Consider the following 20,517-nt stretch of genomic DNA (forward strand, 5'->3'; position numbering starts at 1 on the left):
AGCTGCGCGCATGGATACCTCCAAGCCAGAAGACCTGACGGCCCGCAACTTTCCCACTGCCGAAGAGGACGCCCATGCGGCCAAGCCGCCGTCACGCTACGACGGCCCGAAGAGCGCCTATCGGCTGGCCTTCACCGACACCGAGTTCCTGCTGCGCGAGGAGTTGCGCCCGGTGCGCATGCAGCTGGAGCTGCTGAAGCCCGAGATGGTGCAGACCGAGTTGGGCATCGAATCGACGATCGTGATCTTCGGCAGCGCGCGCATCCTGCCGCCCGAAGTCGCCGAAGCGCGGCTGGCCCAGGCCCGCGCCGCGGACGACGCACCGCTGGTGCGCCGCGCCGAAGCCGCAATGGCGATGAGCCAGTACTACGACGAAGCACGCCGCTTCGCCGGCCTGGTCACCGAGCGCTCACGCACGCTGGAGACGCCGATCTACGTCGTCACCGGCGGCGGCCCCGGCATCATGGAAGCCGGCAATCGCGGCGCACACGAGGTCAACGGCAAAAGCATCGGCCTGAACATCGTGCTGCCGCACGAGCAGGAGCCGAACGCCTACATCACGCCCGAGCTGTGCTTCCAGTTCCATTACTTCGCGCTGCGCAAGATGCACTTCGTGATGCGCAGCATCGCGCTGGTCTGCTTCCCCGGCGGCTTCGGCACGCTGGACGAGCTGTTCGAGACGATGACGCTGATCCAGACCGGTAAGAGCCGCCGCCGCCCGATCCTGCTGTTCGGCCGCGCCTTCTGGGAGAAGTTGATCAACTTCCAGCACCTGGTGGACACCGGCATGATCAGCCCCGGCGACCTGGACCTGTTCCACTTCGTCGAGACCGCCGAGGACGCCTGGTCGCGCCTGGCCGAGCACTATGGCTTCGACATCGCACCCACCGAGACCGGCGAGTTCGCCGACGACATCTGATCCGACGCGCCCACTCGCCTTTGCGCTGCGTGCCATGAACAAACGAGTCAGCCTGATCGGCGCGCCCACCGACATCGGCGCGGGCAGCCGCGGCGCCAGCATGGGCCCCGAGGCCTTGCGCGTGGCCAACATCCAGTCGACGCTCGAGGGCCATGGGCTGGAGGTGATCGACCGCGGCAACCTCAGCGGCCCGGCCAACCCCTGGTCGGCACCGGTGGCAGGCTACCGCCACCTCGACGAGGTGGTGGCCTGGAACCAGGCCGTGCACGATGCGGTGTTCGCCGAACTGCAGGACGGCCGCCTGCCCATCCTGCTGGGCGGCGACCATTGCCTGGGGCTGGGCTCGATCAGCGCCGTGGCCCGCCACTGCCGCACGGCGGGCAAGAAGCTGCGCGTGCTGTGGCTCGATGCACATGCCGACTTCAACACCAGCGTGCTGACGCCCAGCGGCAACATCCACGGCATGCCGGTGGCCTGCCTGTGCGGGCTGGGGCCGCAGGCGCTGATCGAGATCGGCGGCCAGGTGCCCGCGGTCAACCCGAAGTGGATCCGCCAGATCGGCATCCGCTCGGTGGACGCAGGCGAAAAACGCCTGGTGCACAAGATGGGCCTGGAAGTCTTCGACATGCGGTACATCGACGAGATGGGCATGCGCCACACGATGGAGCTGGCGCTGGCGACGATGGACGCCAACACCCACCTGCATGTCAGCTTCGATGTCGACTTCCTCGACCCCGATGTCGCGCCCGGTGTCGGCACCACGGTGAAGGGCGGCCCGACCTACCGCGAGGCGCAGCTGTGCATGGAGATGATTGCCGATTCCGGCGCCATGGCCTCGCTGGACGTGATGGAGCTGAACCCGGCACTCGATGTGCGCAACGCCACCGCCGAAGTGGCGGTGGACCTGATCGAAAGCCTGTTCGGCAAGAGCACGCTGATGAGAGCCGGGGGCTGAACAGGCCACCCCGGGCTCAGCGCAGCGCCTGCTCGATCTGCTGCTCGATGTGTGCGTAGTCGCCTTCGCCGACATGGCGGAAAACGACGCGGCCTTGACGGTCGACCAGGTACAGCGCGGGCCAGTACTGGTTGCGCCAGGCGCTCCAGGTGGCGTAGCGGTTGTCCTGGGCCACGGCATAGCCGATGCCATGGCGCCGGATGGCGGCCTGCACCTGCGCGGCCTCACGCTCATGGGCGAACTCCGGCGTGTGCACGCCGACGATCACCAGGCCACGCTCGGCAAAACGCTGATGCCAGCGCTGCAGGTGCGGCAAGGTGTTGATGCAATTGACGCAGGAAAAGGTCCAGAAGTCGACCAGCACCACGCGGCCCTTGAGACCGGCCATCGTCAGTGGCGGTGAATTGAACCAGGCTTGCAGGCCGGTGAACTCGGGCGCTATCGCATCGGCTGGCACAGGCGGCGCCTTCGCCGGCTCGGCAAGGGCCGGCGGCGCCTTCATCGGCTCGGCACGGGCAGCCGACACCAGCGTCGATAGCCAGGCCGCGGCCGACGCATCCCACTGCGCCTGCATCGCCAGCGCGGTGGCCAGCACCAGCACGCCGAAGCCGCGGCGCAGCGCCTCGGCGTGGCGCGCGAGTGCCCGCACCCGCTGCGCCGCCGCGCGGCCGCCGTAGGCAATCACCAGCATCGGCAGCCCGGCGCCCGCGGCATAGGCCAGCAGCAGCCCCGCGGCTTCGGCCGGCTGCTGCTGCGTCGCGATCAACGCCAGGATGGAGGCCAGCACCGGTCCGGCGCAGGGTGTCCAGACAACGCCCAGGCTCATGCCCAGCAGCAGCGCGGCACCGAGCCCGGGGCCTTGGCCGAACGCCATCGCCCGATCGACCAGACCGGAGAACGGTCGCCTGTCGCCCGGCAGACCGGCAAAGGGCAACAGGCGGCGCAACTGGCGCAAGGGACGCAACAGGCGCATCAAGTGGCCCGGCAGGCTCGGCCACAGCAGCACCAAGCCAAAACCCGCGAGCAGCACGATGCTGGCCGTGCGCAAGGCCTCGGGCGAGACACCCAGCACCCGCGTCGACGCGCCGAACAGCACCGCCGCGGCCGAGAACGCCAGCACGAAGCCGACGATGATCGCCAGCGGCCGCCAGGCCGAACCACCACCGCCACCGGCAGGCCCGAGGCTGGCCCCCAGCAGCAGCGGCAGGATAGGCAACACGCAGGGGCTGGCCACCGTGGCCATGCCCGCGCCCAGCGAGAACAAGGTCTGCCACATCGCCACGTCCCCGCTCACTGCGCCGCCGAAGCCGCCGCCGCGGCCGCCACCGGCACGCGCTGCCAGGCCTGTGTCTTGCCGAACAACGGCAGGCCGACATAGGCGTGCAGCAGCAGTTCGCCGCCGGCCTGCGATGCGGTGCTGACGCTCATCGTGCAACGGTAGGTCTTGCCGTTCTCGCGGTTGTAGATCTCGCCGCGCCACTCTTTCGGTGCAGCAGCCGCGTCGCCGCCGGCCAGCGGGCTGAAGTCCTTCAGCAGTCGCAGGCCCAGCGGCGAACGCGCATCGGCCGGCTGCATCTCGCCGCCGCCCGGTGTCATCGAGCGATTGCCGAGCACGCGCGTCACGGTGCCGCACAAGGCAGCGCCGCAGGACGCGATCTCCACCTCCAGGTTGCCGCTGGCGGTGATCCAGCGGCCGCGCGGGTCGCTGGCCGCCGAGGTCTGGGCCAGCGCGGCCCCACCGGCCAGCATCGCCACCAGGCCCATCCATCGCAGTTGTTTCATCGTGCACTCCAGGTTCGTCCAAGCTGCGGCGATTGAATCCGGCGCCGCCCGTCCGGCTGTGTCGACGCGTCCGCGGTTTTGTCAGCAACGATGTCGGCCGCACGGTCAGACAAAGAGCGATACAAAGCAGCCGGCCGAAACCAAGTAAGGTGGCGCGATGGACACCCCAGACCATCTGCTGCTGGTCGACGACGACCGCCAATTGCTGGGCCTGCTGGCCGCCTACCTGCAGCAGGCCGGCTACCGCGTCAGCACGGCCGCGAACGGCCCGCAGATGCGCCAAGCGCTTGCTGGCCACCGCATCGACCTGGTGGTGCTGGACCTGATGCTGCCGGGCGAGGACGGCCTGTCGCTGTGCCGCGACCTGCGCAGCCGCGGCGCGCCGAGCGCCAGTGCCGCCATCCCGGTGCTGATGCTCACCGCGCGCAGCGAAGAGGCCGACCGCATCCTCGGCCTCGAGATGGGCGCCGACGACTACCTGTGCAAACCCTTCGCCACGCGCGAGCTGCTGGCGCGCATCCGCGCGGTGCTGCGGCGCACGCGCATGCTGCCTCCCAACATGCAGTCCACCATGGGACCGGCGCGGCATGATCCGGCCGCGGCGCGCGAGCGCCGTTTCGGCGAGTGGTGCGTCGACACCATCGCCCGCCAGCTGCACGACGGCCAGGGCACGCTGGTGCCGCTGACCGGCGCCGAGTACCGGCTGCTGCAGGTGCTGCTGGACCACCCGCAAAGCGTGCTGTCGCGCGACCAGCTGCTGAGCCTGACGCAGGGCCGCGAGGCCGATGCCTTCGACCGCTCGATCGACCTGCTGGTCAGCCGCCTGCGCCGCCGCCTGCGCGAGGACCCGCGCGAGCCGCGCTGGATCAAGACCGTGCGCAACGGCGGCTATGTGTTCTGCGCCGACGTGACGGCCGAGCTGTCATGAACCTGCGCTGGCCCCGCACCTTGTTCGGCCGCATCGCGCTGCTGATGTTCGCGGCGCTGGCGCTGGCGCACCTGCTGACCTTCGGCTCGATCCTGCGGGAACGCGGCGAATTGACCCGCAGCATGATGACGGCCTACCTCGGACGTGACGTGGCCACCGCCGTCGCCGTGCTGGACCGCCTGCCGGCCGCCGAGCGCAGCGACTGGCTGCCGCGGCTGGCCCGGCAGAACTACCACTACACGCTGCAACCGGCCGGCGCGGCGGCCCCCGATGACAGTGCATTGGCTCTGTTGCTGGCGTCGGCGATCGCCGGCGAGATCGGTGCGGCCCGCGTCGGTCCGCCCGTGCGCGGGCCCGATCAGGCCACGCTGCAGCTGCCGCTGCGGCTGGCCGACGGCGGCCCGCTCACGCTGCAGCTGCGCCCGTCGACGACCTGGGTCTCCACCGGCACCGCGCTGCTGTTGGGCCTGCAGCTGCTGGTGCTGGCCGCCGCCACCTGGTGGGGCGTGCGGCTGGCGGTGCGGCCGCTGTCGCGCCTGGCCGCCGCGGCGGACGCCTCGCATGCCGGCCACGACACGGGCACCCTTGCCCACATCAGCGCGGGTCCGCTCACAGGCCACCGCATCGACGAACTCGGCCCGCAGGAAGTGGCGCGCGCCGCGCGGGCCTTCAATGCGATGCAGCAGCGCATCGAGCAGCAGTTGGCCGAACGCCTGCATCTGCTGGCGGCGATCTCGCACGATCTGCAGACGCCCATCACCCGGCTGCGCCTGCGCGCCGAACAGGTCAACGACGCCGGCCTGCGCGACAAGCTGCTGGCCGATCTGCAGGCCATGCAGGCGCTGGTCGAAGAAGGTTTGGCCTATGCCCGCACCGCGCAGGCCGCGCAAGAGCCGCTGCAGGCGGTGGACCTCAACGCGCTGGTCGATGGCCTGGTCTGCGATGCCAGCGACGCGGGGCACGACGCGCAATTCAGCGGCCGGCTCGACGCGCCGCTGATCACCCGCGTGCAGGCGCTGCGCCGGCTGCTGACCAACCTGATCGACAACGCGCTGAAGTTCGGCGGCGCCGCGCAGGTGCGGCTGCACACCGAAGCCGGCCGCGTGCGCATCACCGTGCTCGACCGCGGCCCAGGCATTCCCGAGGCCGAACTGACCCGGGTGCTGGTGCCGTTCTACCGCGTCGACAGCTCGCGCAACCGCGACAACGGCGGCACCGGCCTGGGCCTGGCGATTGCGCAGCAGCTGGCGATGGCGCTGGGCGGTGAACTGACGCTGCACAACCGACCCGAAGGCGGGCTGGAGGCCCGGCTCGCGTTGCCGCTGGCCACCGCGCCGATGCGCGCCCGCAGCCCGATCGCCCAGTGACCGGCCACGCCCGGTCACACGCACAATCCCGCCATGCCCGACCCCTTGAAGACCGCACTGGGCGAAGCCCTGCTGATCGGCCGCGACCGCGGCTGGACGCCGCCCGACATCGAGACCCTGGGCGAAGCGCAGCGCCTGATCGCGCTGGTCGACGCGCAGCGCCTTACGGCGCTGGTGGCCGGCGATGCCCGCGCGCCCGAGGTGCTGGTGGCGCCCGACGGTGCTGTCGCGCTGGAATGGGACGTGCCCGGCCGCGGCTGGCTGCAGCTGGCGGTGCATGGCCGGGGCACGCTGAGCCACAGCGCGGTGATCGATGGCGATGAATACGAACAGGCCGAAGCCTTCGGCCCCGAACTGCCCGCCTGGGCGCAGGAGTTGCTGAGCCGCTTGCGGCCGAAAGGATTAGGATGAACCCCCACGCTCACTGCGTTCGCTGCCCCCCAAGGGGGCGCTCAGTGCCTTCGGAACGGCCGGGCGGCACTGAGATGATTCAACGCGCATGGCGTCATGCCGCAACTGCCCTGCTGCTGGTCTTCAGCGGCCTGCAGGTGCAGGCCGCCGAGTTGCCGCTAGAGAAGCTGACGCTGCCGCCCGGCTTCACGATCGAGCTGCTGGCCCGTGTGCCGAACGCGCGCCAGATGGCCTGGGCGCCAGCGGCCAACGACGGCGGCGTGCTCTACGTCGGCTCGATGCAGGACGGCAAGGTGCATGCGCTGGAGATCGACGCCAACTACCGCGCCGGCAAGCTGCATGTCATTGCCAGCGGCCTGAGCCGGCCGGTGGGCGTGGCCTGGCGGCAGGGCAGCCTGTACGTCTCGGCGGTGAACCGCATCCTGCGGCTGGACAACATCGGCGCGCAACTCGCCAAGCCGCCGGCCCCGGTGGTCGTGCGCGACGACCTGCCGCGGGACGGCAGCCATGGCTGGAAGTTCATCGCCTTCGGTCCCGATGGCTGGCTCTACGTGCCGGTGGGGGCGCCCTGCAACATCTGCAAGCCCGACCCCGACCGCTACGCGACGATCCTGCGCATGCAGCCCGACGGCAGCAAGCTCGAGACTTTTGCACGCGGCGTGCGCAACACCGTCGGCTTCGACTGGCATCCGGGCACCAAGGCGCTGTGGTTCACCGAGAACGGCCGCGACATGCTGGGCGACGACCTGCCGCCGGACGAGCTGAACCATGCGCCCCGCGCCGGCATGCACTTCGGCTACCCGTACTGCCACGGCGGCACGCTGCCCGACCCCGAGTTCGGCAGCGAGCGGCCCTGCAGCGAGTTCACGCCGCCGGCGCAGACGCTGGGGCCGCACGTGGCCTCGCTGGGCATGCGCTTCTACACCGGCACGCAGTTCCCGGCCACTTACCGCGGCCAGGTGTTCATTGCCGAACATGGTTCGTGGAATCGTTCGCGCCGCATCGGCTACCGCATCAGCATGGTCACGCTGAACGGCGACCGGTCCACCGGCTACACGCCCTTCGTCACCGGCTGGCTGCAGGATGAATCGGCCTGGGGCCGGCCGGCCGACGTGCTGGTGGCGCCGGATGGTTCACTGCTGGTCTCCGACGATCAGGCCGGCGCGATCTACCGCATCCGCTACGGCGGCGCGGTGCGCTGAGCGGCGCGGGCGAACCCTGAGCGGTGCTCAGGCGCCGCGGGCGGACCCCGAGCGGTGCTCAGCGCCGCGTGCGAACCATTCAGCCCAGTAGTCGACACAGGCCTTGATCTTGGGCAGGCGCTGCCGCGCCGCGGCGAACACCGCATGCACCGCCATCGGCTCGGGGTCGACGAAATCGGCCAGCACGGGCACCAGCCGCTGCTGCTGAACCAGCGGCCCCGCCGCGATGGTCGACAGCCGGCCGATGCCCAGGCCCTGCACCACCATGTTGGCAATCAGCCCGGTGTCGTTGCTGCGCCAGTGGCCGTCGGCCGGCAGCTTCAGCGGGCGGCCCTCGACGATGAAGGGCCACTGGTTCAGCACCGTCACCGCGCTGTTGGTGATCAGCCGGTGGTGGCGCAACTCGGCCGGATGCGCGGGCGCGCCGGCCTGCGCCAGGTACGCCGGCGCGGCGTACAGCGCGCGGCCCAGCGTGCCGATCTGCCGCGCCACCAGGGTCTCCGGCAAGGCACTGCTGCTGCGGATGGCGATGTCGATGCCGTCGCGCGCCAGGTCGGCCAGGCGGTCGCTCACTTCCAGGTCCACGCGCAGGCGCGGATGGCGCAGGCTCAGGTCCATCAGACCGGGCAGCAGCTGGTACTGTGCGATCACCGTGCTCGCGGCCACGCGCACCAGGCCGCTGGGCTCGCCGGCCTTGCTGGCGAACTCACCCTCCAGCGCTTCGAGCGTGCCGGTCAGGCGATGGCAGTAGTCCAGGAAGGTATCGCCCTCGTCGGTGAGCGCCAGGCCATGGGTCGAGCGGTGGATCAGGCGCGCACCGCAGGCCTGCTCGATGCGAGCCAGCGCGCGCGAGACCTGGCTCACCGGCACATCGCGTTCACGCGCCACCGCCGACAGCGTGCCGAGCGCGGCCACGCGGGCGAACAAGCTCAGGTCGTCGAATGCCAGGTCCTTCATGGCGGCGATGGTAGTGCGCCGGCTTTGCAGGGCGTGCAAGACGCATTTGCCGGCCATGCCGTTTCCGATGCAACGCTGCCTGCCTAGAGTGGCAGCACCGCTTCAAAGGACCTGGCCATGCCACCCGACCTGCTCGTCTCCCGCCTCACACCGCAGCAACGCCTGGCGCTGATCGCCGAGGCCAAGGCCCGCGCGATGGCACTGCGCCGCGAAGCCGTCGGCGCAGTCTGGGCCACGCTGCGGCGCGGCTTGGCGAAGCTGTGGCCGCAAAGCCGCAAGAGTCCTGCGCCGGCAACGGCTGTCACCCGCAGCGTGGTGCCGCCCGTGCAGAATAGGCCGCAAAGAACCTTGCGCCTGTTGGACCCCCGATGCTCCCCTTCTTCGCTGAACTGATCACCCGAACCGACGAAGACCGCCGCGCCTTCGAAACCCACCCCACCGTGGTCGACGCGGTGGCCAATGGGATGTCGGTGTCGCGCTACCGCGCGCTGTTGCTGGAGCTGTACCACGTGGTGTGGCACTTCAATCCCGTCAGTGCCGCCGCCGCCAGCCGCATGGGCGACCCCGCGCAGGACGCGCTGCAGCCCATCCGCCATTTCCTCTACGAGCACATGCACGAGGAAATGGGCCACGAGACCTGGGTGCTGAACGACCTGGAGGCCATCGGTGTGACCCCCGCCGATGCCCGCGCCCATGCGCCCAGCGCCTTCACGCTGGCGCTCACCGGCTACAACCACTGGTGCGCCGAACGCCGCCACCCAGCTTCGGTGCTTGGCATGCTGTACGCGCTGGAGGTCATCGCCTCGGTCTACGGCGGGCCGTTTGCCGCGGCGATCCGCGAATCGCTGCTGCTCGAAGGTGACCGCGGTGTTTCGTTCATCGCCTCGCATGCCTCGCTCGATGCGCAGCACATGGCCGAGCTGCGGCAGGTGATGAACCGGCTGAACGGCGACGACGCACTGGCCGCAGTGGTGGAATCGGTGCGCGTGAACTTCCACCACTTCACGCGCATCCTCGAATCGGTCTGAAGCTGTTGCCCTGATGTTCACCCCTGCGATTGGCGTGGCCGGCATCCTGGGCCGGACCTACAAGACGATACGGCTCGAATGGAGCTCGGAATTCCGCCTGCTGCGCGTGCGCACCAGCGTGCGGCCGATCCAGTGCTACAGCCTGGCGGCGATGAGCGAGCTGCAGCTGATGCTCAGCGACATCAGCGCCAATCCCGGCCTGGTGCGGCACTTCGTGATGACCTCCGATGTGCCCAGTGTCTTCAGCTTCGGCGGCGACCTGGCCTTGTTCGTGCTGCTGGTGCGCGCCGGCGACAAGGAATCGCTGCAGCTGTATGGCCGCCGCTGCATCGAGCTGGTGTGGTGGATGGAGAACGCCGCCAACCTGGGCGTGCACACCACCGTGCTGTCGCAGGGCGACACGCTGGGCGGCGGGCTGGAATCGGTGCTGCCCTTCCACAAGGTGATCTTCGAGCGCCGCGCGCAAGGCGGCTTTCCGGAGGTGCTGTTCAACCTGTTCCCCGGCATGGGCGCCTGGGACTTCACGATCCGCCGCGCCGGCTTCGACGTGGCCAACGAGATGATCCTGTCCGGCCGCCTGTACAGCGCCGAAGAGCTGCATGTGCGCCACATGGTCGACGTGGTGGCCGACGATGGCCAGGGCGAAGCGGCCATCGATCGGGTGATCCGCGACGTCGATCCGCGCCACCGCGGCACGCTGGCCGCGCTGCGTGCGCAGCGCCTGGCCGCACCGATCCGCTACGAGACCTTGCTGGCCATCGTCGATCAATGGGCCGAGGCCGCACTGGGCCTGACCGACCGCGACCTGCGCCTGATGGAGCGCCTGGCCCGTGCGCAGGCGCGCAAGGCTGGCGGCGCCGAGGAAGGCGCGGTCGAGGAGATCAAGCGCATGGAGCTGGAGAACGCCTGGGGCGAAGGCCATCGCCGCACCGGCGTGGACCGCCGCGGCCCGATCAGCGAGCCGCTGGAACCCACGCAGGACCGGCGCGCGCAGGAAGACCGGCGCGGCCATGGTCCGACCCCAGGAACCTGAATCGGGACCTGAACAGCGACCTGAGCCGGGCACCTGAATTCGGCACCCGCACCGGGCGCGCCGGCAAGCCACGGCCCGGCCATTGCATCCGCGCCCTTTGCGCTTTATCGTCGATACCGAATTCACTTCGGAGTCGGCGATGAGCCAAGACAGCATTCCCCCCGCCGCCGGCTTCGGCTGGCCCTGGACCGTGAGCTGGCCGATGCCCGGCGGCGGCAGCGCACCGCAATTCACCTTCGCGCCCGAACGGCTGTGGCAGCCGATCAACCCGGGCTGGAGCTTCGGCAACCTGATCGTCAACCAGCAGAACTCGTCGGCGCCCGAGGTCGAGCAGGCGGTCGTCAGCCAGGTCAGTTATGGCAAACAGATCGGCAAGTTGATCGATGCCATCGAAGTGCTCATCGAAGCCGCGCCGGCAGTGTCGAAGGTGCCGGCCATCGAGGAGTTCGGCAAGCTGGTCGACAAGATCAAGGACATCAAGAAAGCCTCGATGCACCAGCGCCTGGACCGGCTGCGCGAGGAGCTCGAAGCGCTGAAGGCGCATGACCAGAGCGCCTGGCAGCAGCTGGCGGCGGCCTTGAAGTAGCGCCAGTTCAAGTCGAGCGGAACACCGGCTCGACGCCCTCCGGCACATCGCCCATGCGGGCGCGGAACAGCAGTTCGTCGGTGACGCGCAGGCGGCGGCTCATCTCGCGGGCGATGTTCATCTGGATCAGCGCGAACTGCTCCAGGTCGCGCTCGTACAGGCGCATCAGGTGGTCCGGCAGCAACTCGATCGCCGTGCAGTCTTCCACCGCACGCACCGAGGCGCTGCGCGGAAACAGGTCCAGCAGCGCCATCTCGCCGAAGCAGTCGCCCTGCTCCAGGTGGCGCAGCATCAACTCGCGGCCCTCCCAGGCCTTCAGCACCGCCACGCGGCCGGCCTCCAGCACATACATGCTCTGCGCCGGATCCCGCTCGCGGAAGAAGAACTGCCCGGCCTCGATGTGCACCGACGGCGCCGGTTCCAGCAGGAACTCCAGCGCATCGTCGCGGATGGCGCCAAAGATCGGCATCTGCTGCAACAGCTCGATGCGCATCGTGTGCATGGCCCGCCTCCTGCGCGCTTGCCGCGCGGCTTGAAGTCCTGCGCGCTTGCCGCGCGCCTCGAAAACCAGTGTACGGCTCGGCGTCGGGCCGTGCTACCGGGTCCTCGCTACACGATGTAGAGTGCAGCAGCGGCAACAGGAGACCAGCATGCCGACGACAACAACAGACAGCGGCCCGAACTCGGAACCCCTGGACAAGGTGATCGCGCTGGTGGCCAGCCGCCTGCCGCCCGAACAGCGCGAGACGATCGCAGCGTTCACCCGGCAGTACTTCGGCCAGGTCGACCCCGAGGACATTGCCGAGCAGGAGGTCGGCGACCTGTACGGCGCCGCGCTGTCGCACTGGCAGTTCGCACGCCGCCGGGAAGCGGGCCAGGCCAAGCTGCGGGTGTTCAACCCGAGCATCGCCGAACACGGCTGGCAGTCCACCCACACCATCGTCGAGATCGTCAACGACGACATGCCCTTCCTGGTCGATTCGGTGACGATGGAAGTCAACCGCCACGGCCTGACGCTGCACCTGATCATCCACCCGCTGCTCAACGTGCAGCGTGATGCCGGCGGCCTGCTGCAAGGCCTGGACGGCGATACCCGCGAATCCTTCATCCACGTCGAGGTCGACCGCGTGCCCGAGCCCGCGCAGTTGGAGGCGCTGGCCGCCGACCTGAGCCGCGTGCTGGCCGATGTGCGCGTGGCGGTGGGCGACTGGCAGCCGATGCGCCAGTGCGTGCAAGGCATCATCGCGGCGATAGACCAGCAACCGCCGCAGCTGCCGCCGCAGGAACTGGCCGAGGGCCAGGCCTTCCTGCACTGGCTGCTGGACAACCACTTCACCTTCCTCGGCCACCGCAGCCATGCGCTGGCCAGCATCGACGGCCAGGACCTGCTCAGCGTGGTGCCCGGCTCCAGCCACGGCATCCTGCGCGAAGTGAAGGCGCTCGACGCGGTGGCCGCCTTCTCGGCCCTACCACCTGAAGTACGCGCCTATGCCCGCCGCCCCGAACTGCTGGTGGTGACCAAGTCCACCGCACGCTCCACCGTGCACCGCCCGGGTTATCTGGACTACATCGCGATCAAGCGCTTCGACGCGCAAGGCCAGGTCAGCGGCGAAGACCGCTTCCTCGGCCTCTTCACCTCCACCGCTTACAGCGCCAACCCGGCCGACATTCCGCTGCTGCGCCGCAAGGTGGCCGATGTGCAGGCGCGTGCCGGCCTGGCCCCCGGCAGCCATGCCGGCAAGGCGCTGATCAACATCCTCGACACCTACCCGCGCGACGAGCTGTTCCAGACCTCGACCGACGAGCTGCTGCACACCGCCACCGGCATCCTGCACCTGGGCGAGCGGCAACGCTTTCGCCTGTTCGTGCGGCGCGACCCCTTCGAGCGCTTCCTGTCCTGCCTGATCTTCGCGCCGCGCGAGAACTACACCACCGAACTGCGCCAGAAGTGGCAGGCCATCCTGCTGAAGGCCTTCCAGGGCACCAGCTCGGAGTTCAACGTCAGCCTGTCCGAATCGGTGCTGGCGCGCATCCAGATCACCGTGCGCACCGAGCCCGGCCACATCCCGGCCTTCGACGAGCGCGAGATCGAAACCCGGCTGATCGCCGCCGCCCGCCGCTGGGACGATGATCTGAAAGCCGCGCTGGTCGACGCCGCCGGCGAAGCGCGCGGCATCACATTGCTGCGCCAGTTCGGCGGTGCGTTCCCGGCCGGCTACCGCGAGGAGTTCGCCGCCCGCGCCGCCGTGCCCGACATCGAACTGATGGCCGCGCTGACGCCCGAGCAGCCGGTGGCGATGAGCCTGTACCGCCCGCTCGAGGCGCCGGCCGGCACACTGCGCTTCAAGCTGATGCACCTGGCCAGGCCGCTCACTTTGTCGGTCAGCCTGCCGATGCTCGAGCACATGGGCATGAAGGTGCTGGACGAACACCCGTACAAGGTGCAGCCGCAGGACGGCGCGCCGGTGTGGATCCATGACTTCGGGCTGCAGTGCGCCGACGCGCAAGGCGATGTCGAGGTCGATGCGCTGCACGCGGTGTTCGAAGAAGCCTTTGCCGCGGTGCTGCGCGGCGAGGTCGACAACGACGATTTCAACCGCCTGGTGGTCGCCGCGCGCCTGCCGGCGCAGCAGATCGTGGTGCTGCGGGCCTATGCCAAGTACATGCGGCAGATCGGTTTTGCGCTGTCGCAGAGCTTCATCGAAGCCACGCTGGTGGCGCATGCCGGCGTCGCCCGTCACCTGGTCGAGCTGTTCATGCAGCGCTTCCGCCCGGCCGGCGGTGCCGAGGCCGATGCCCGCGCCAGCGCCACCGTGCAGGCCATCGAAGCAGCGCTGGAAGACGTGGCCAACCTGTCGGAAGACCGCGTGCTGCGCCAGTACCTGGGCCTGATCCTGGCCACCACGCGCAGCAATTTCTGGCGCCGCGATGCGGCGGGCCAGCGCCGCGACTTCGTGTCCTTCAAGTTCGACTCGTCCAAGGTGCCTGGCCTGCCGGCGCCCAAGCCGATGTTCGAGATCTTTGTCTACGCCACGCGCTTCGAAGGCGTGCACCTGCGCGGTGGCCGCGTGGCGCGCGGCGGCCTGCGCTGGTCAGACCGGCCGGAAGACTTCCGCACCGAGGTGCTGGGCCTGGTCAAGGCGCAGATGGTAAAGAACACCGTCATCGTGCCGGTGGGCTCCAAGGGCGGCTTCGTGCTCAAACGCGCACCGGCGGCCAGCGACCGCGAAGCCTTCATGAAAGAAGGTGTGGCCTGCTACCAGAACTACCTGCGCGGCCTGCTCGATGTCACCGACAACCGCGTCGGCAACGACATCGTGCCGCCGCCCGATGTGCGCCGCCACGACGACGACGACCCCTACCTGGTGGTGGCCGCAGACAAGGGCACCGCCACCTTCTCGGACCACGCCAACGCCATCAGCAAGGAATACGGCTTCTGGCTCGGCGACGCCTTTGCCTCCGGCGGCTCGGTGGGTTATGACCACAAGGCCATGGGCATCACCGCGCGCGGTGCCTGGGAATCGGTGAAGCGGCACTTCCGCGAACAAGGCGTCGACACGCAGACGCAGGACTTCAGCGTCGCCGGCATCGGCGACATGTCGGGCGACGTGTTCGGCAACGGCATGCTGCTGTCGCGCCACATCCGCCTGGTGGCGGCCTTCGACCATCGCCACATCTTCCTCGACCCCAGCCCCGATGCGGCGTCGAGTTTTGCCGAGCGGGAGCGGCTCTTCGCGCTGCCCCGCTCGTCCTGGGCCGACTATGACAGCGCGCTGATCTCGGCCGGCGGCGGCGTGTTTGCGCGCACGGCCAAGGCGATCGCGTTGACACCGCAGGTACAAGAAGTCCTGGGCCTGGCGGTCGATTCCCTGACGCCGACCGAGCTGGTCAACGCGATCCTGAAAGCCCCGGTCGACCTGCTCTACAACGGTGGCATCGGCACCTATGTCAAGGCCAGCAGCGAGAGCCACGCGCAGGTGGGCGACCGCGCCAACGATGCGCTGCGCGTCAACGGCAGCGATCTGCGCTGCAAGGTCTTTGCCGAAGGCGGCAACCTGGGCTGCACACAGCTGGGCCGCATCGAATTCGCACTGGCCGGTGGCCGCATCAACACCGACGCGATCGACAACTCGGCCGGCGTCGACACCTCCGATCACGAGGTCAACATCAAGATCCTGCTCGGCCTGGCGGTGGCCGAGGGCGAGCTCACCGAGAAGCAGCGCAATGCCCAGCTGCCGGCGATGACCGACGAGGTGGCCGCGCTGGTGCTGCGCGACAACATCTTCCAGACCCAGGTGCTGTCGCTGACCGGCCGCGTGGCCATCCAGCTGCTCGATGCGCAGACCCGCTTCATGCACTTCCTGGAGAAGGCCGGGCGCCTGGACCGCGCCATCGAGTACCTGCCCGACGACGATCAGATCGCCGAGCGCCGCGGCCGCGGCATCGGCCTGTCCAGCCCCGAACGCGCGGTGATGCTGGCCTACAGCAAGATGTGGCTGTACGACGAACTGCTGGCCTCGCCGCTGCCCGACGACCTGTGGGTGGCCACGGCCCTGGAGCGCTATTTCCCGCGCCAGCTGAAGACCCACTTCGGCGGCTACATGTCGCGCCACCCGCTCAAGCGCGAGATCATCGCCACGCATGTCACCAACAGCATGCTCAACCGTGTCGGCAGCACCTTCGTGCACCGGCTGTGCGAAACCACCGGCGCGCGGCCCTTCGAGATCGTGCGCGCCTACCTGATCAGCCGCGAAGTCTTCGGCGTGGTGGCGCTGTGGCCGCAGATCGAGGCGCTGGACAACCAGGTCGCCGACGCGGTGCAGGCGCAGATGCTGATCGACATCACGCTGCACCTGGAGCGCGGCACCAAGTGGTTCCTGCGCTCGCGGCGCCTGAACGACGACATGGCCGCAACGATCGCGCACTTCGCGCCCGGCGCGATGGCCTTGTCGGCACGCCTGTCCAGCCTGCTGGAGCCCGAAGAACGGGCCCGCGAAACCGCCGCCGTCGCGCAGTACCAGGCCAGCGGCGTGCCGCGCGACACCGCCGAACGCGTGGTGCAGCTGCATGCGCTGTACGCCACGCTGGACATCGCCGAAGTGGCCACGCTGGCGCAGCGCAACGTCGAGACCGTGGCCGCGGTGTACTTCGAGCTCTCCAGCCGCCTGGGCATCCCCTGGCTGCGCGACAAGATCGCCGCGCTGCCGGCCGACCAGCACTGGCGCCTGCTGGCCCGCGGCGCGATGGCCGACGACCTGTCCGGCCTGCAGCGCGCGATCACCACCGCGGTGTTCGCCGACGCCATGCCCGACGCCGGCCCGGCCGAGCTGGTCAGCCGCTGGGCGACGCAGAACCAGCGCGCGCTGGAACGCGCGGCGCAGCTGCTGGGTGAGCTGCGGGCCGTCGCAGCGCCGGATGCGGCGATGTTGTCGGTGGCGTTGCGGGAGTTGCGGGGCTTGGGTTGACGGGTCGATGAAGTTCGCCGCGTTCTTCCGCAACCTCAACCTCGGCCGAGCCAGGGCTCCGACCAAAGCGCAATTCGAAGACGCCTTCCGCGCGGCCGGCGCGGCCAATGCCGCGTCCTTCCTGGTCAACGGCACGATGGCCTTCGAGGCCACTTCACGCCGCCGCGCGCTGCAGATCGTGCGCGCGGCCTGCACGGCGATGCACGCGTCCTGCGGACTCGTCGAGCCGGCCTTCATCCGCTCACTCGACGCGCTGGCGGCGCTGGTGGCCAGCGATCCCTTCCAGGCCGTGGATCGCAGCACCGTCTACGCGTGCTGCGTGACCTTCCTGCATGACGATCTCGTGCTGCCGGACGAGCCGCCGCTGGCGAACTCGCGCAAGAACGTCGAGGTCATCGCCTACACGGCCGCCGAGATGCTGAGCGTCGCGCACCAGTTCGGCAGCAGCCCGGGCAGCCCGAACCTGTTTGCCGAGAAGGCCTTCGGCTTGCCGGCGACGACGCGGGCCTGGAGCACCGTCTGCCGGCTGGTGCAGCGGCACGGCTGAGGTGCAGGCGGGTACGTGCTCAGGCCGGCACGCGGTCGAGGAAGCCGATCACGCGGCTGACCCGGCCGTCGCGCAGCTGCAGCACATCGCTGCCCAGGATCGCCGTGTCGGCATCGCCGGTGCCCAGCGCCCACGAAAAGCGCACATGATCGCCATGGCCGTCGGGCTGGTTCGCCAGGCTGAAGCGGTAGCCGGGAAAGCGCTGATGCACCGCGGCGATCAGCTGGCTGATCTGCTCCAGGCCCTGGCCGCTCATCAGCGGGTCGACGTAGTGCGCGTCCTCGGACCAGGTTTCGCGCAGCATCGATGCGCGACGTGCGGCGTCGGTTTCGTTCCAGATGCGCAGGTAGCTCTCGGCAATGGCGCCGGCGTTGTGGGCTGACATGGTGGTTCCTTGCGGTGTGGCGCCGGGCGATTCCGGCAGTCGTCACCATAAGAAGTGCAGCGCCATGCGTCGATGACGTGCCAGGTCATCGACCTGCCGACTCCGACAGCACATATGGTGGCATTCTTGCTACCATGTTCAGGTGCTGATCGTTGTCGACACCAATGTCTTTGTTGGAGCATGCCTGGGAACAGGGGCTGCCAATGCGGTGGTAGCGTCTTGTCTTGAAGGCAGACATCAGGCCTTGATGGCATCGGCCCTCTTTGCAGAGTATGAAGATGTGTTGTCACGTGAAGCGTTGTTCACCAAGTGCCGGCTGAATCTTGGCGAGCGCCAGGAGTTGTGGAACATCTTTCTTGCGAGTTGCCGCTGGACCCGCATCTACTTCGGATGGCGACCGAACCTTCCGGACGAGGGCGACAACCACCTGATCGAACTGGCCGTCGCCGGTGGCGCCAGCCACATCGTCACCCGCAATACCAAGGATCTGAAATCCAAGGAACTGCGATTCCCGAACTTGACCGCCATCACGCCGGCGCAGTTCCTGCAACTGGAGAGACATTTATGAGCGCGCTCACCATTCGCCTGCCGGATGACAAGTACGAGCGACTGAAAGAACTGTCGAAGCGGCGGGGCACCAGCGTCAACCGATTGATCGACGAGATGGCCACTTTGCTGATCGCAGAATTCGATGCCGAGGCGCGCTTTCTGCTGCGAGCCGAACAAGGCAGCGGCAAGGCACAACGCGGATTGGAATTGCTCGCCAAGGCCAAGGGGCGCTGACTAGCGGCCGATCCTCGTCAACGGCGTCCTTGTCGCTGGTCCAAGCTAACATGGGCTTGGGTTCCCCCATCAATGCAGGTATGACGTGATGAGACAAGTGGGCTCGAGATGCGCGCAACCTGTTGTGTCAAAGGCCAGCGGGCAACTGCTCGCCGAAGGCGCCCGCTTCAATGAAGCGGTTTCACGGCTGGCACCCACAACCTTCATCCCCAAGGGCGTCTATCGCTTCAAGTCGCATGAGGACGCCAACCGCCAAGCGCAGGACTGCCTCGTGCAAGGCATGGGCTTGTTGGCTGCAGAGCGGGCGTGATGGACGAGTTCAGTCGGCCGGCAACGCTGGAAGACTTGAAGCTGCTGTTGCGCTCGCTGAACGAGCAAGGCGTCGACTACCTGCTGATCGGCGGCTACGCGCTCGCCGCCCATGGCTACCAGCGCGCCACCACCGATATCGATCTGCTGGTTCCGGCCACGGCCGAAGCCGGCGAGCGCATCAAGAATGCCTTGATGGTCTTGCCCGACCAAGCCGCCCGTGAACTGCAGCCGGAATGGTTCGAGGAGGGCGACAACATCCGCGTGGCCGACGCCTTTGTTGTCGACCTGATGCTGAACGCCAATGGCCAGTCCTTTGACTCGCTGCGCCAGTATGCCCAGACCGTGGACCTCGAAGGCATCCCCGTCAAGACGATCAGCCTGGAAGGCCTGCTGCTGACAAAGCAGACGATGCGCGACAAGGATGTCGGCGACCGCATCATCATCGAGCGGGCGCTGGAGGTCCTGCGAGCCCAGGCCCGACGCAAACCCCTCAAGGACTGACGCCTTACAGCGCCCGCCGCAGCGGGAATTGCGCTTCAGCGACGTCCCAAGCCCTGCGCCCGCTCCAGCAGCAGCGCCCGCTCGCGCGAATTGCGCGTCAGCCCGGCCGCGCGCTCGAACTCGGCGCGCGCCTCGGCCGCCCGGCCCAGCTTGGCCAGCAGGTCGCCGCGCACGCTGGGCAGCCAGTGATAACTCGCCAATGACTCGTCCTGGTGCAGCCGGTCGACGATCTCCAGCGCCGCCGCCGGGCCGAAGGCCATGCCGACGGCCACCGCGCGGTTGAGTTCGATCACCGGCGACGGGCTCAAGCGTGCCAGCGCGTCGTACAGCGCGACGATCTGCGGCCAGTCGGTGGCTTCAGGCTGCGGGGCGCGCGCATGGCAGGCGGCGATGGCGGCCTGCAGCGCATACGGTCCCAGCGGCCCCATCGACCCGCCCAGGCCGCGCTGGCCCTGGCCGCCGCCCAGCGCCTCGGCGCGCTGCAGCGCCGCCAGGCCGCGCCGGATCAGCAGCCGGTCCCAGCGCGAACGATCCTGTTCCATCAGCAGCACCGGCCGGCCTTGCGCGTCGGTGCGGGCGCGGGTGCGCGAGGCCTGGATCTCCATCAGCGCGACCAGGCCGTGCACCTCCGGCTCGTTCGGCGCCAGGCCGGCCAGCACGCGGCCCAGGCGCAGCGCCTCTTCGCACAGCGCGGGGCGCATCCAGTCGTCTCCGGCGGTGGCCGAGTAACCTTCGTTGAAGACCAGGTAGATCACTTCCAGCACCGAGCCCAGGCGCTGCGCACGCTCGGCGGCCTGCGGCACCTCGAAGGGCACGCGCGCGGCGGCCAGTGTGCGCTTGGCGCGCACGATGCGCTGCGCGATCGTCGCTTCGCTGGCCAGGAAGGCGCGGGCGATCTCGTCGGTGGACAAGCCGCCCAGCAGCCGCAAGGTCAGTGCCACGCGGGCATCGGTCGACAGCACCGGGTGGCAGGCGGTGAAGATCAGGCGCAGCAGGTCGTCGCCGATGTCGTCGGCACGCGCCGCGTCCAGGCCGTCGACGAAGTCGGGCACCACATGGGCCTGCAGCGCGTCCATGTCGGCGCCCAGCTCTTCCTGTTTGCGCCGGTGCAGCTGGTCCTGGCGCAGGTGGTCCAGCGCGCGGCGCTTGGCCGTGGTCATCAGCCAGGCCCCCGGGTTGTCGGGCAGGCCCTCGCCCGGCCAGTGCTCGAGCGCGGCGACCAGTGCGTCCTGCGCCAGTTCTTCGGCCAGTCCGACATCGCGCACCAGGCGCGCGACGCCGGCGATGATCTTGGCCGCTTCGATGCGCCAGACGGCCTGGATCGCGGCATGGGTCGCGGCTTCGCTCATCGCCGGA

Annotated in this window: 22 protein-coding genes; 16 read left to right on the plus strand and 6 right to left on the minus strand. The window is 69.0% G+C overall.

The window, feature by feature from the left end; genetic code table 11:
• The first annotated feature begins 10 nt into the window (after positions 1 to 10).
• A complete protein-coding gene (locus tag VLK61_RS19940) occupies positions 11 to 919 on the plus strand; it encodes a TIGR00730 family Rossman fold protein (RefSeq protein ID WP_325423374.1) in 909 nt (302 codons plus the stop codon).
• A gap of 34 nt (positions 920 to 953) precedes the next feature.
• Positions 954 to 1,874, plus strand: coding sequence for an arginase (gene rocF, locus VLK61_RS19945; protein ID WP_325423375.1), 921 nt, complete (start codon positions 954 to 956; stop codon positions 1,872 to 1,874).
• A 16-nt stretch (positions 1,875 to 1,890) separates the two neighbouring features.
• Here rocF and VLK61_RS19950 read toward each other — a convergent pair whose 3' ends face one another.
• Positions 1,891 to 3,150, minus strand: coding sequence for a cytochrome c biogenesis protein DipZ (locus tag VLK61_RS19950; RefSeq protein ID WP_325423376.1), 1,260 nt, complete (start codon positions 3,148 to 3,150; stop codon positions 1,891 to 1,893).
• A 14-nt stretch (positions 3,151 to 3,164) separates the two neighbouring features.
• Positions 3,165 to 3,656, minus strand: coding sequence for a DUF2147 domain-containing protein (locus tag VLK61_RS19955; protein WP_325423377.1), 492 nt, complete (start codon positions 3,654 to 3,656; stop codon positions 3,165 to 3,167).
• A gap of 157 nt (positions 3,657 to 3,813) precedes the next feature.
• Between VLK61_RS19955 and VLK61_RS19960 the strand changes: the two genes are divergently transcribed.
• From VLK61_RS19960 to VLK61_RS19975, 4 genes are all read left to right on the plus strand, one after another.
• Complete coding sequence (locus tag VLK61_RS19960) at positions 3,814 to 4,584, plus strand: response regulator (protein ID WP_325423378.1); 771 nt, start codon at positions 3,814 to 3,816, stop codon at positions 4,582 to 4,584.
• The gene (locus VLK61_RS19965; protein WP_325423379.1) at positions 4,581 to 5,951 is read left to right on the plus strand and encodes an ATP-binding protein; all 1,371 of its coding nucleotides are present in this window, start codon (positions 4,581 to 4,583) and stop codon (positions 5,949 to 5,951) included. Before VLK61_RS19960 ends, VLK61_RS19965 begins: the two co-directional genes overlap by 4 nt.
• Positions 5,952 to 5,984: 33 nt before the next feature.
• On the plus strand, positions 5,985 to 6,362 hold the full coding sequence (locus VLK61_RS19970; protein ID WP_325423380.1) for a hypothetical protein: 378 nt from the start codon (positions 5,985 to 5,987) through the stop codon (positions 6,360 to 6,362).
• Positions 6,363 to 6,436: 74 nt separating this feature from the next.
• A complete protein-coding gene (locus VLK61_RS19975; protein ID WP_325423381.1) occupies positions 6,437 to 7,564 on the plus strand; it encodes a PQQ-dependent sugar dehydrogenase in 1,128 nt (375 codons plus the stop codon).
• A 27-nt stretch (positions 7,565 to 7,591) separates the two neighbouring features.
• On the opposite strand, the gene VLK61_RS19980 is transcribed toward VLK61_RS19975, so the two are convergent.
• Positions 7,592 to 8,521 carry a LysR family transcriptional regulator gene (locus tag VLK61_RS19980; RefSeq protein WP_325423382.1) on the minus strand — a complete coding sequence of 310 codons (930 nt, stop codon included), beginning with the start codon at positions 8,519 to 8,521 and terminating at the stop codon, positions 7,592 to 7,594.
• Positions 8,522 to 8,638: 117 nt separating this feature from the next.
• Between VLK61_RS19980 and VLK61_RS19985 the strand changes: the two genes are divergently transcribed.
• From VLK61_RS19985 to VLK61_RS20000, 4 genes are all read left to right on the plus strand, one after another.
• A complete protein-coding gene (locus VLK61_RS19985) occupies positions 8,639 to 8,914 on the plus strand; it encodes a hypothetical protein (RefSeq protein ID WP_325423383.1) in 276 nt (91 codons plus the stop codon).
• Positions 8,890 to 9,549, plus strand: coding sequence for a TenA family transcriptional regulator (locus VLK61_RS19990; protein WP_325423384.1), 660 nt, complete (start codon positions 8,890 to 8,892; stop codon positions 9,547 to 9,549). Before VLK61_RS19985 ends, VLK61_RS19990 begins: the two co-directional genes overlap by 25 nt.
• A gap of 13 nt (positions 9,550 to 9,562) precedes the next feature.
• Positions 9,563 to 10,582 (plus strand): crotonase/enoyl-CoA hydratase family protein, encoded by a 1,020-nt coding sequence (locus tag VLK61_RS19995; protein WP_325423385.1) that lies wholly within the window; start codon positions 9,563 to 9,565, stop codon positions 10,580 to 10,582.
• Positions 10,583 to 10,721: 139 nt separating this feature from the next.
• On the plus strand, positions 10,722 to 11,168 hold the full coding sequence (locus tag VLK61_RS20000; protein ID WP_325423386.1) for a hypothetical protein: 447 nt from the start codon (positions 10,722 to 10,724) through the stop codon (positions 11,166 to 11,168).
• Between the two features lie 7 nt (positions 11,169 to 11,175).
• On the opposite strand, the gene VLK61_RS20005 is transcribed toward VLK61_RS20000, so the two are convergent.
• Complete coding sequence (locus VLK61_RS20005; RefSeq protein WP_325423387.1) at positions 11,176 to 11,670, minus strand: Crp/Fnr family transcriptional regulator; 495 nt, start codon at positions 11,668 to 11,670, stop codon at positions 11,176 to 11,178.
• Positions 11,671 to 11,818: 148 nt separating this feature from the next.
• On the opposite strand from VLK61_RS20005, the gene VLK61_RS20010 reads away from it, so the two are divergent.
• Together VLK61_RS20010 and VLK61_RS20015 are read left to right on the plus strand one after the other, a co-directional pair.
• The gene (locus VLK61_RS20010) at positions 11,819 to 16,633 is read left to right on the plus strand and encodes an NAD-glutamate dehydrogenase (protein ID WP_325423388.1); all 4,815 of its coding nucleotides are present in this window, start codon (positions 11,819 to 11,821) and stop codon (positions 16,631 to 16,633) included.
• 7 nt (positions 16,634 to 16,640) lie between these two features.
• A complete protein-coding gene (locus tag VLK61_RS20015) occupies positions 16,641 to 17,180 on the plus strand; it encodes a DUF1697 domain-containing protein (protein ID WP_325423389.1) in 540 nt (179 codons plus the stop codon).
• 19 nt (positions 17,181 to 17,199) lie between these two features.
• Here VLK61_RS20015 and VLK61_RS20020 read toward each other — a convergent pair whose 3' ends face one another.
• The gene (locus tag VLK61_RS20020; RefSeq protein ID WP_325423390.1) at positions 17,200 to 17,565 is read right to left on the minus strand and encodes a nuclear transport factor 2 family protein; all 366 of its coding nucleotides are present in this window, start codon (positions 17,563 to 17,565) and stop codon (positions 17,200 to 17,202) included.
• Positions 17,566 to 17,707: 142 nt separating this feature from the next.
• On the opposite strand from VLK61_RS20020, the gene VLK61_RS20025 reads away from it, so the two are divergent.
• From VLK61_RS20025 to VLK61_RS20040, 4 genes are all read left to right on the plus strand, one after another.
• A complete protein-coding gene (locus VLK61_RS20025; RefSeq protein ID WP_325423391.1) occupies positions 17,708 to 18,133 on the plus strand; it encodes a PIN domain-containing protein in 426 nt (141 codons plus the stop codon).
• Entirely contained in the window at positions 18,130 to 18,348 is a 219-nt protein-coding gene (locus tag VLK61_RS20030; protein WP_325423392.1) for a ribbon-helix-helix protein, CopG family, read from the plus strand. The genes VLK61_RS20025 and VLK61_RS20030 overlap by 4 nt, the downstream gene beginning before the upstream one ends.
• 124 nt (positions 18,349 to 18,472) lie before the next feature.
• Positions 18,473 to 18,658 carry a hypothetical protein gene (locus tag VLK61_RS20035; RefSeq protein WP_325423393.1) on the plus strand — a complete coding sequence of 62 codons (186 nt, stop codon included), beginning with the start codon at positions 18,473 to 18,475 and terminating at the stop codon, positions 18,656 to 18,658.
• A complete protein-coding gene (locus VLK61_RS20040; RefSeq protein ID WP_325423394.1) occupies positions 18,658 to 19,161 on the plus strand; it encodes a hypothetical protein in 504 nt (167 codons plus the stop codon). Before VLK61_RS20035 ends, VLK61_RS20040 begins: the two co-directional genes overlap by 1 nt.
• Positions 19,162 to 19,196: 35 nt before the next feature.
• Here the strand turns inward: VLK61_RS20040 and VLK61_RS20045 are convergent, their stop codons facing one another.
• Positions 19,197 to 20,510 carry an RNA polymerase sigma factor gene (locus VLK61_RS20045; RefSeq protein WP_325423395.1) on the minus strand — a complete coding sequence of 438 codons (1,314 nt, stop codon included), beginning with the start codon at positions 20,508 to 20,510 and terminating at the stop codon, positions 19,197 to 19,199.
• Between the last annotated feature and the right edge of the window lie 7 nt (positions 20,511 to 20,517).

The organism is Aquabacterium sp. (genome assembly GCF_035476535.1).
Taxonomy (GTDB): Bacteria; Pseudomonadota; Gammaproteobacteria; order Burkholderiales; family Burkholderiaceae_C; genus Pseudaquabacterium.

Bases quoted from the DNA above. Each gene is read 5' to 3' on its own strand.
- VLK61_RS19980 (WP_325423382.1), bottom strand. From the start codon at position 8,521: ATGAAGGACCTGGCATTCGACGACCTGAGCTTGTTCGCCCGCGTGGCC.
- VLK61_RS20010 (WP_325423388.1), top strand. From the start codon at position 11,819: ATGCCGACGACAACAACAGACAGCGGCCCGAACTCGGAACCCCTGGAC.
- VLK61_RS19985 (WP_325423383.1), top strand. From the start codon at position 8,639: ATGCCACCCGACCTGCTCGTCTCCCGCCTCACACCGCAGCAACGCCTG.
- VLK61_RS20045 (WP_325423395.1), bottom strand. From the start codon at position 20,510: ATGAGCGAAGCCGCGACCCATGCCGCGATCCAGGCCGTCTGGCGCATC.
- VLK61_RS19990 (WP_325423384.1), top strand. From the start codon at position 8,890: ATGCTCCCCTTCTTCGCTGAACTGATCACCCGAACCGACGAAGACCGC.
- VLK61_RS20030 (WP_325423392.1), top strand. From the start codon at position 18,130: ATGAGCGCGCTCACCATTCGCCTGCCGGATGACAAGTACGAGCGACTG.
- VLK61_RS20000 (WP_325423386.1), top strand. From the start codon at position 10,722: ATGAGCCAAGACAGCATTCCCCCCGCCGCCGGCTTCGGCTGGCCCTGG.
- VLK61_RS19955 (WP_325423377.1), bottom strand. From the start codon at position 3,656: ATGAAACAACTGCGATGGATGGGCCTGGTGGCGATGCTGGCCGGTGGG.
- VLK61_RS19995 (WP_325423385.1), top strand. From the start codon at position 9,563: ATGTTCACCCCTGCGATTGGCGTGGCCGGCATCCTGGGCCGGACCTAC.
- VLK61_RS19965 (WP_325423379.1), top strand. From the start codon at position 4,581: ATGAACCTGCGCTGGCCCCGCACCTTGTTCGGCCGCATCGCGCTGCTG.
- VLK61_RS19940 (WP_325423374.1), top strand. From the start codon at position 11: ATGGATACCTCCAAGCCAGAAGACCTGACGGCCCGCAACTTTCCCACT.
- VLK61_RS20005 (WP_325423387.1), bottom strand. From the start codon at position 11,670: ATGCACACGATGCGCATCGAGCTGTTGCAGCAGATGCCGATCTTTGGC.
- VLK61_RS19970 (WP_325423380.1), top strand. From the start codon at position 5,985: ATGCCCGACCCCTTGAAGACCGCACTGGGCGAAGCCCTGCTGATCGGC.
- VLK61_RS20015 (WP_325423389.1), top strand. From the start codon at position 16,641: ATGAAGTTCGCCGCGTTCTTCCGCAACCTCAACCTCGGCCGAGCCAGG.
- VLK61_RS19975 (WP_325423381.1), top strand. From the start codon at position 6,437: ATGATTCAACGCGCATGGCGTCATGCCGCAACTGCCCTGCTGCTGGTC.
- VLK61_RS19960 (WP_325423378.1), top strand. From the start codon at position 3,814: ATGGACACCCCAGACCATCTGCTGCTGGTCGACGACGACCGCCAATTG.
- VLK61_RS19950 (WP_325423376.1), bottom strand. From the start codon at position 3,150: ATGTGGCAGACCTTGTTCTCGCTGGGCGCGGGCATGGCCACGGTGGCC.
- rocF (WP_325423375.1), top strand. From the start codon at position 954: ATGAACAAACGAGTCAGCCTGATCGGCGCGCCCACCGACATCGGCGCG.
- VLK61_RS20020 (WP_325423390.1), bottom strand. From the start codon at position 17,565: ATGTCAGCCCACAACGCCGGCGCCATTGCCGAGAGCTACCTGCGCATC.
- VLK61_RS20040 (WP_325423394.1), top strand. From the start codon at position 18,658: ATGGACGAGTTCAGTCGGCCGGCAACGCTGGAAGACTTGAAGCTGCTG.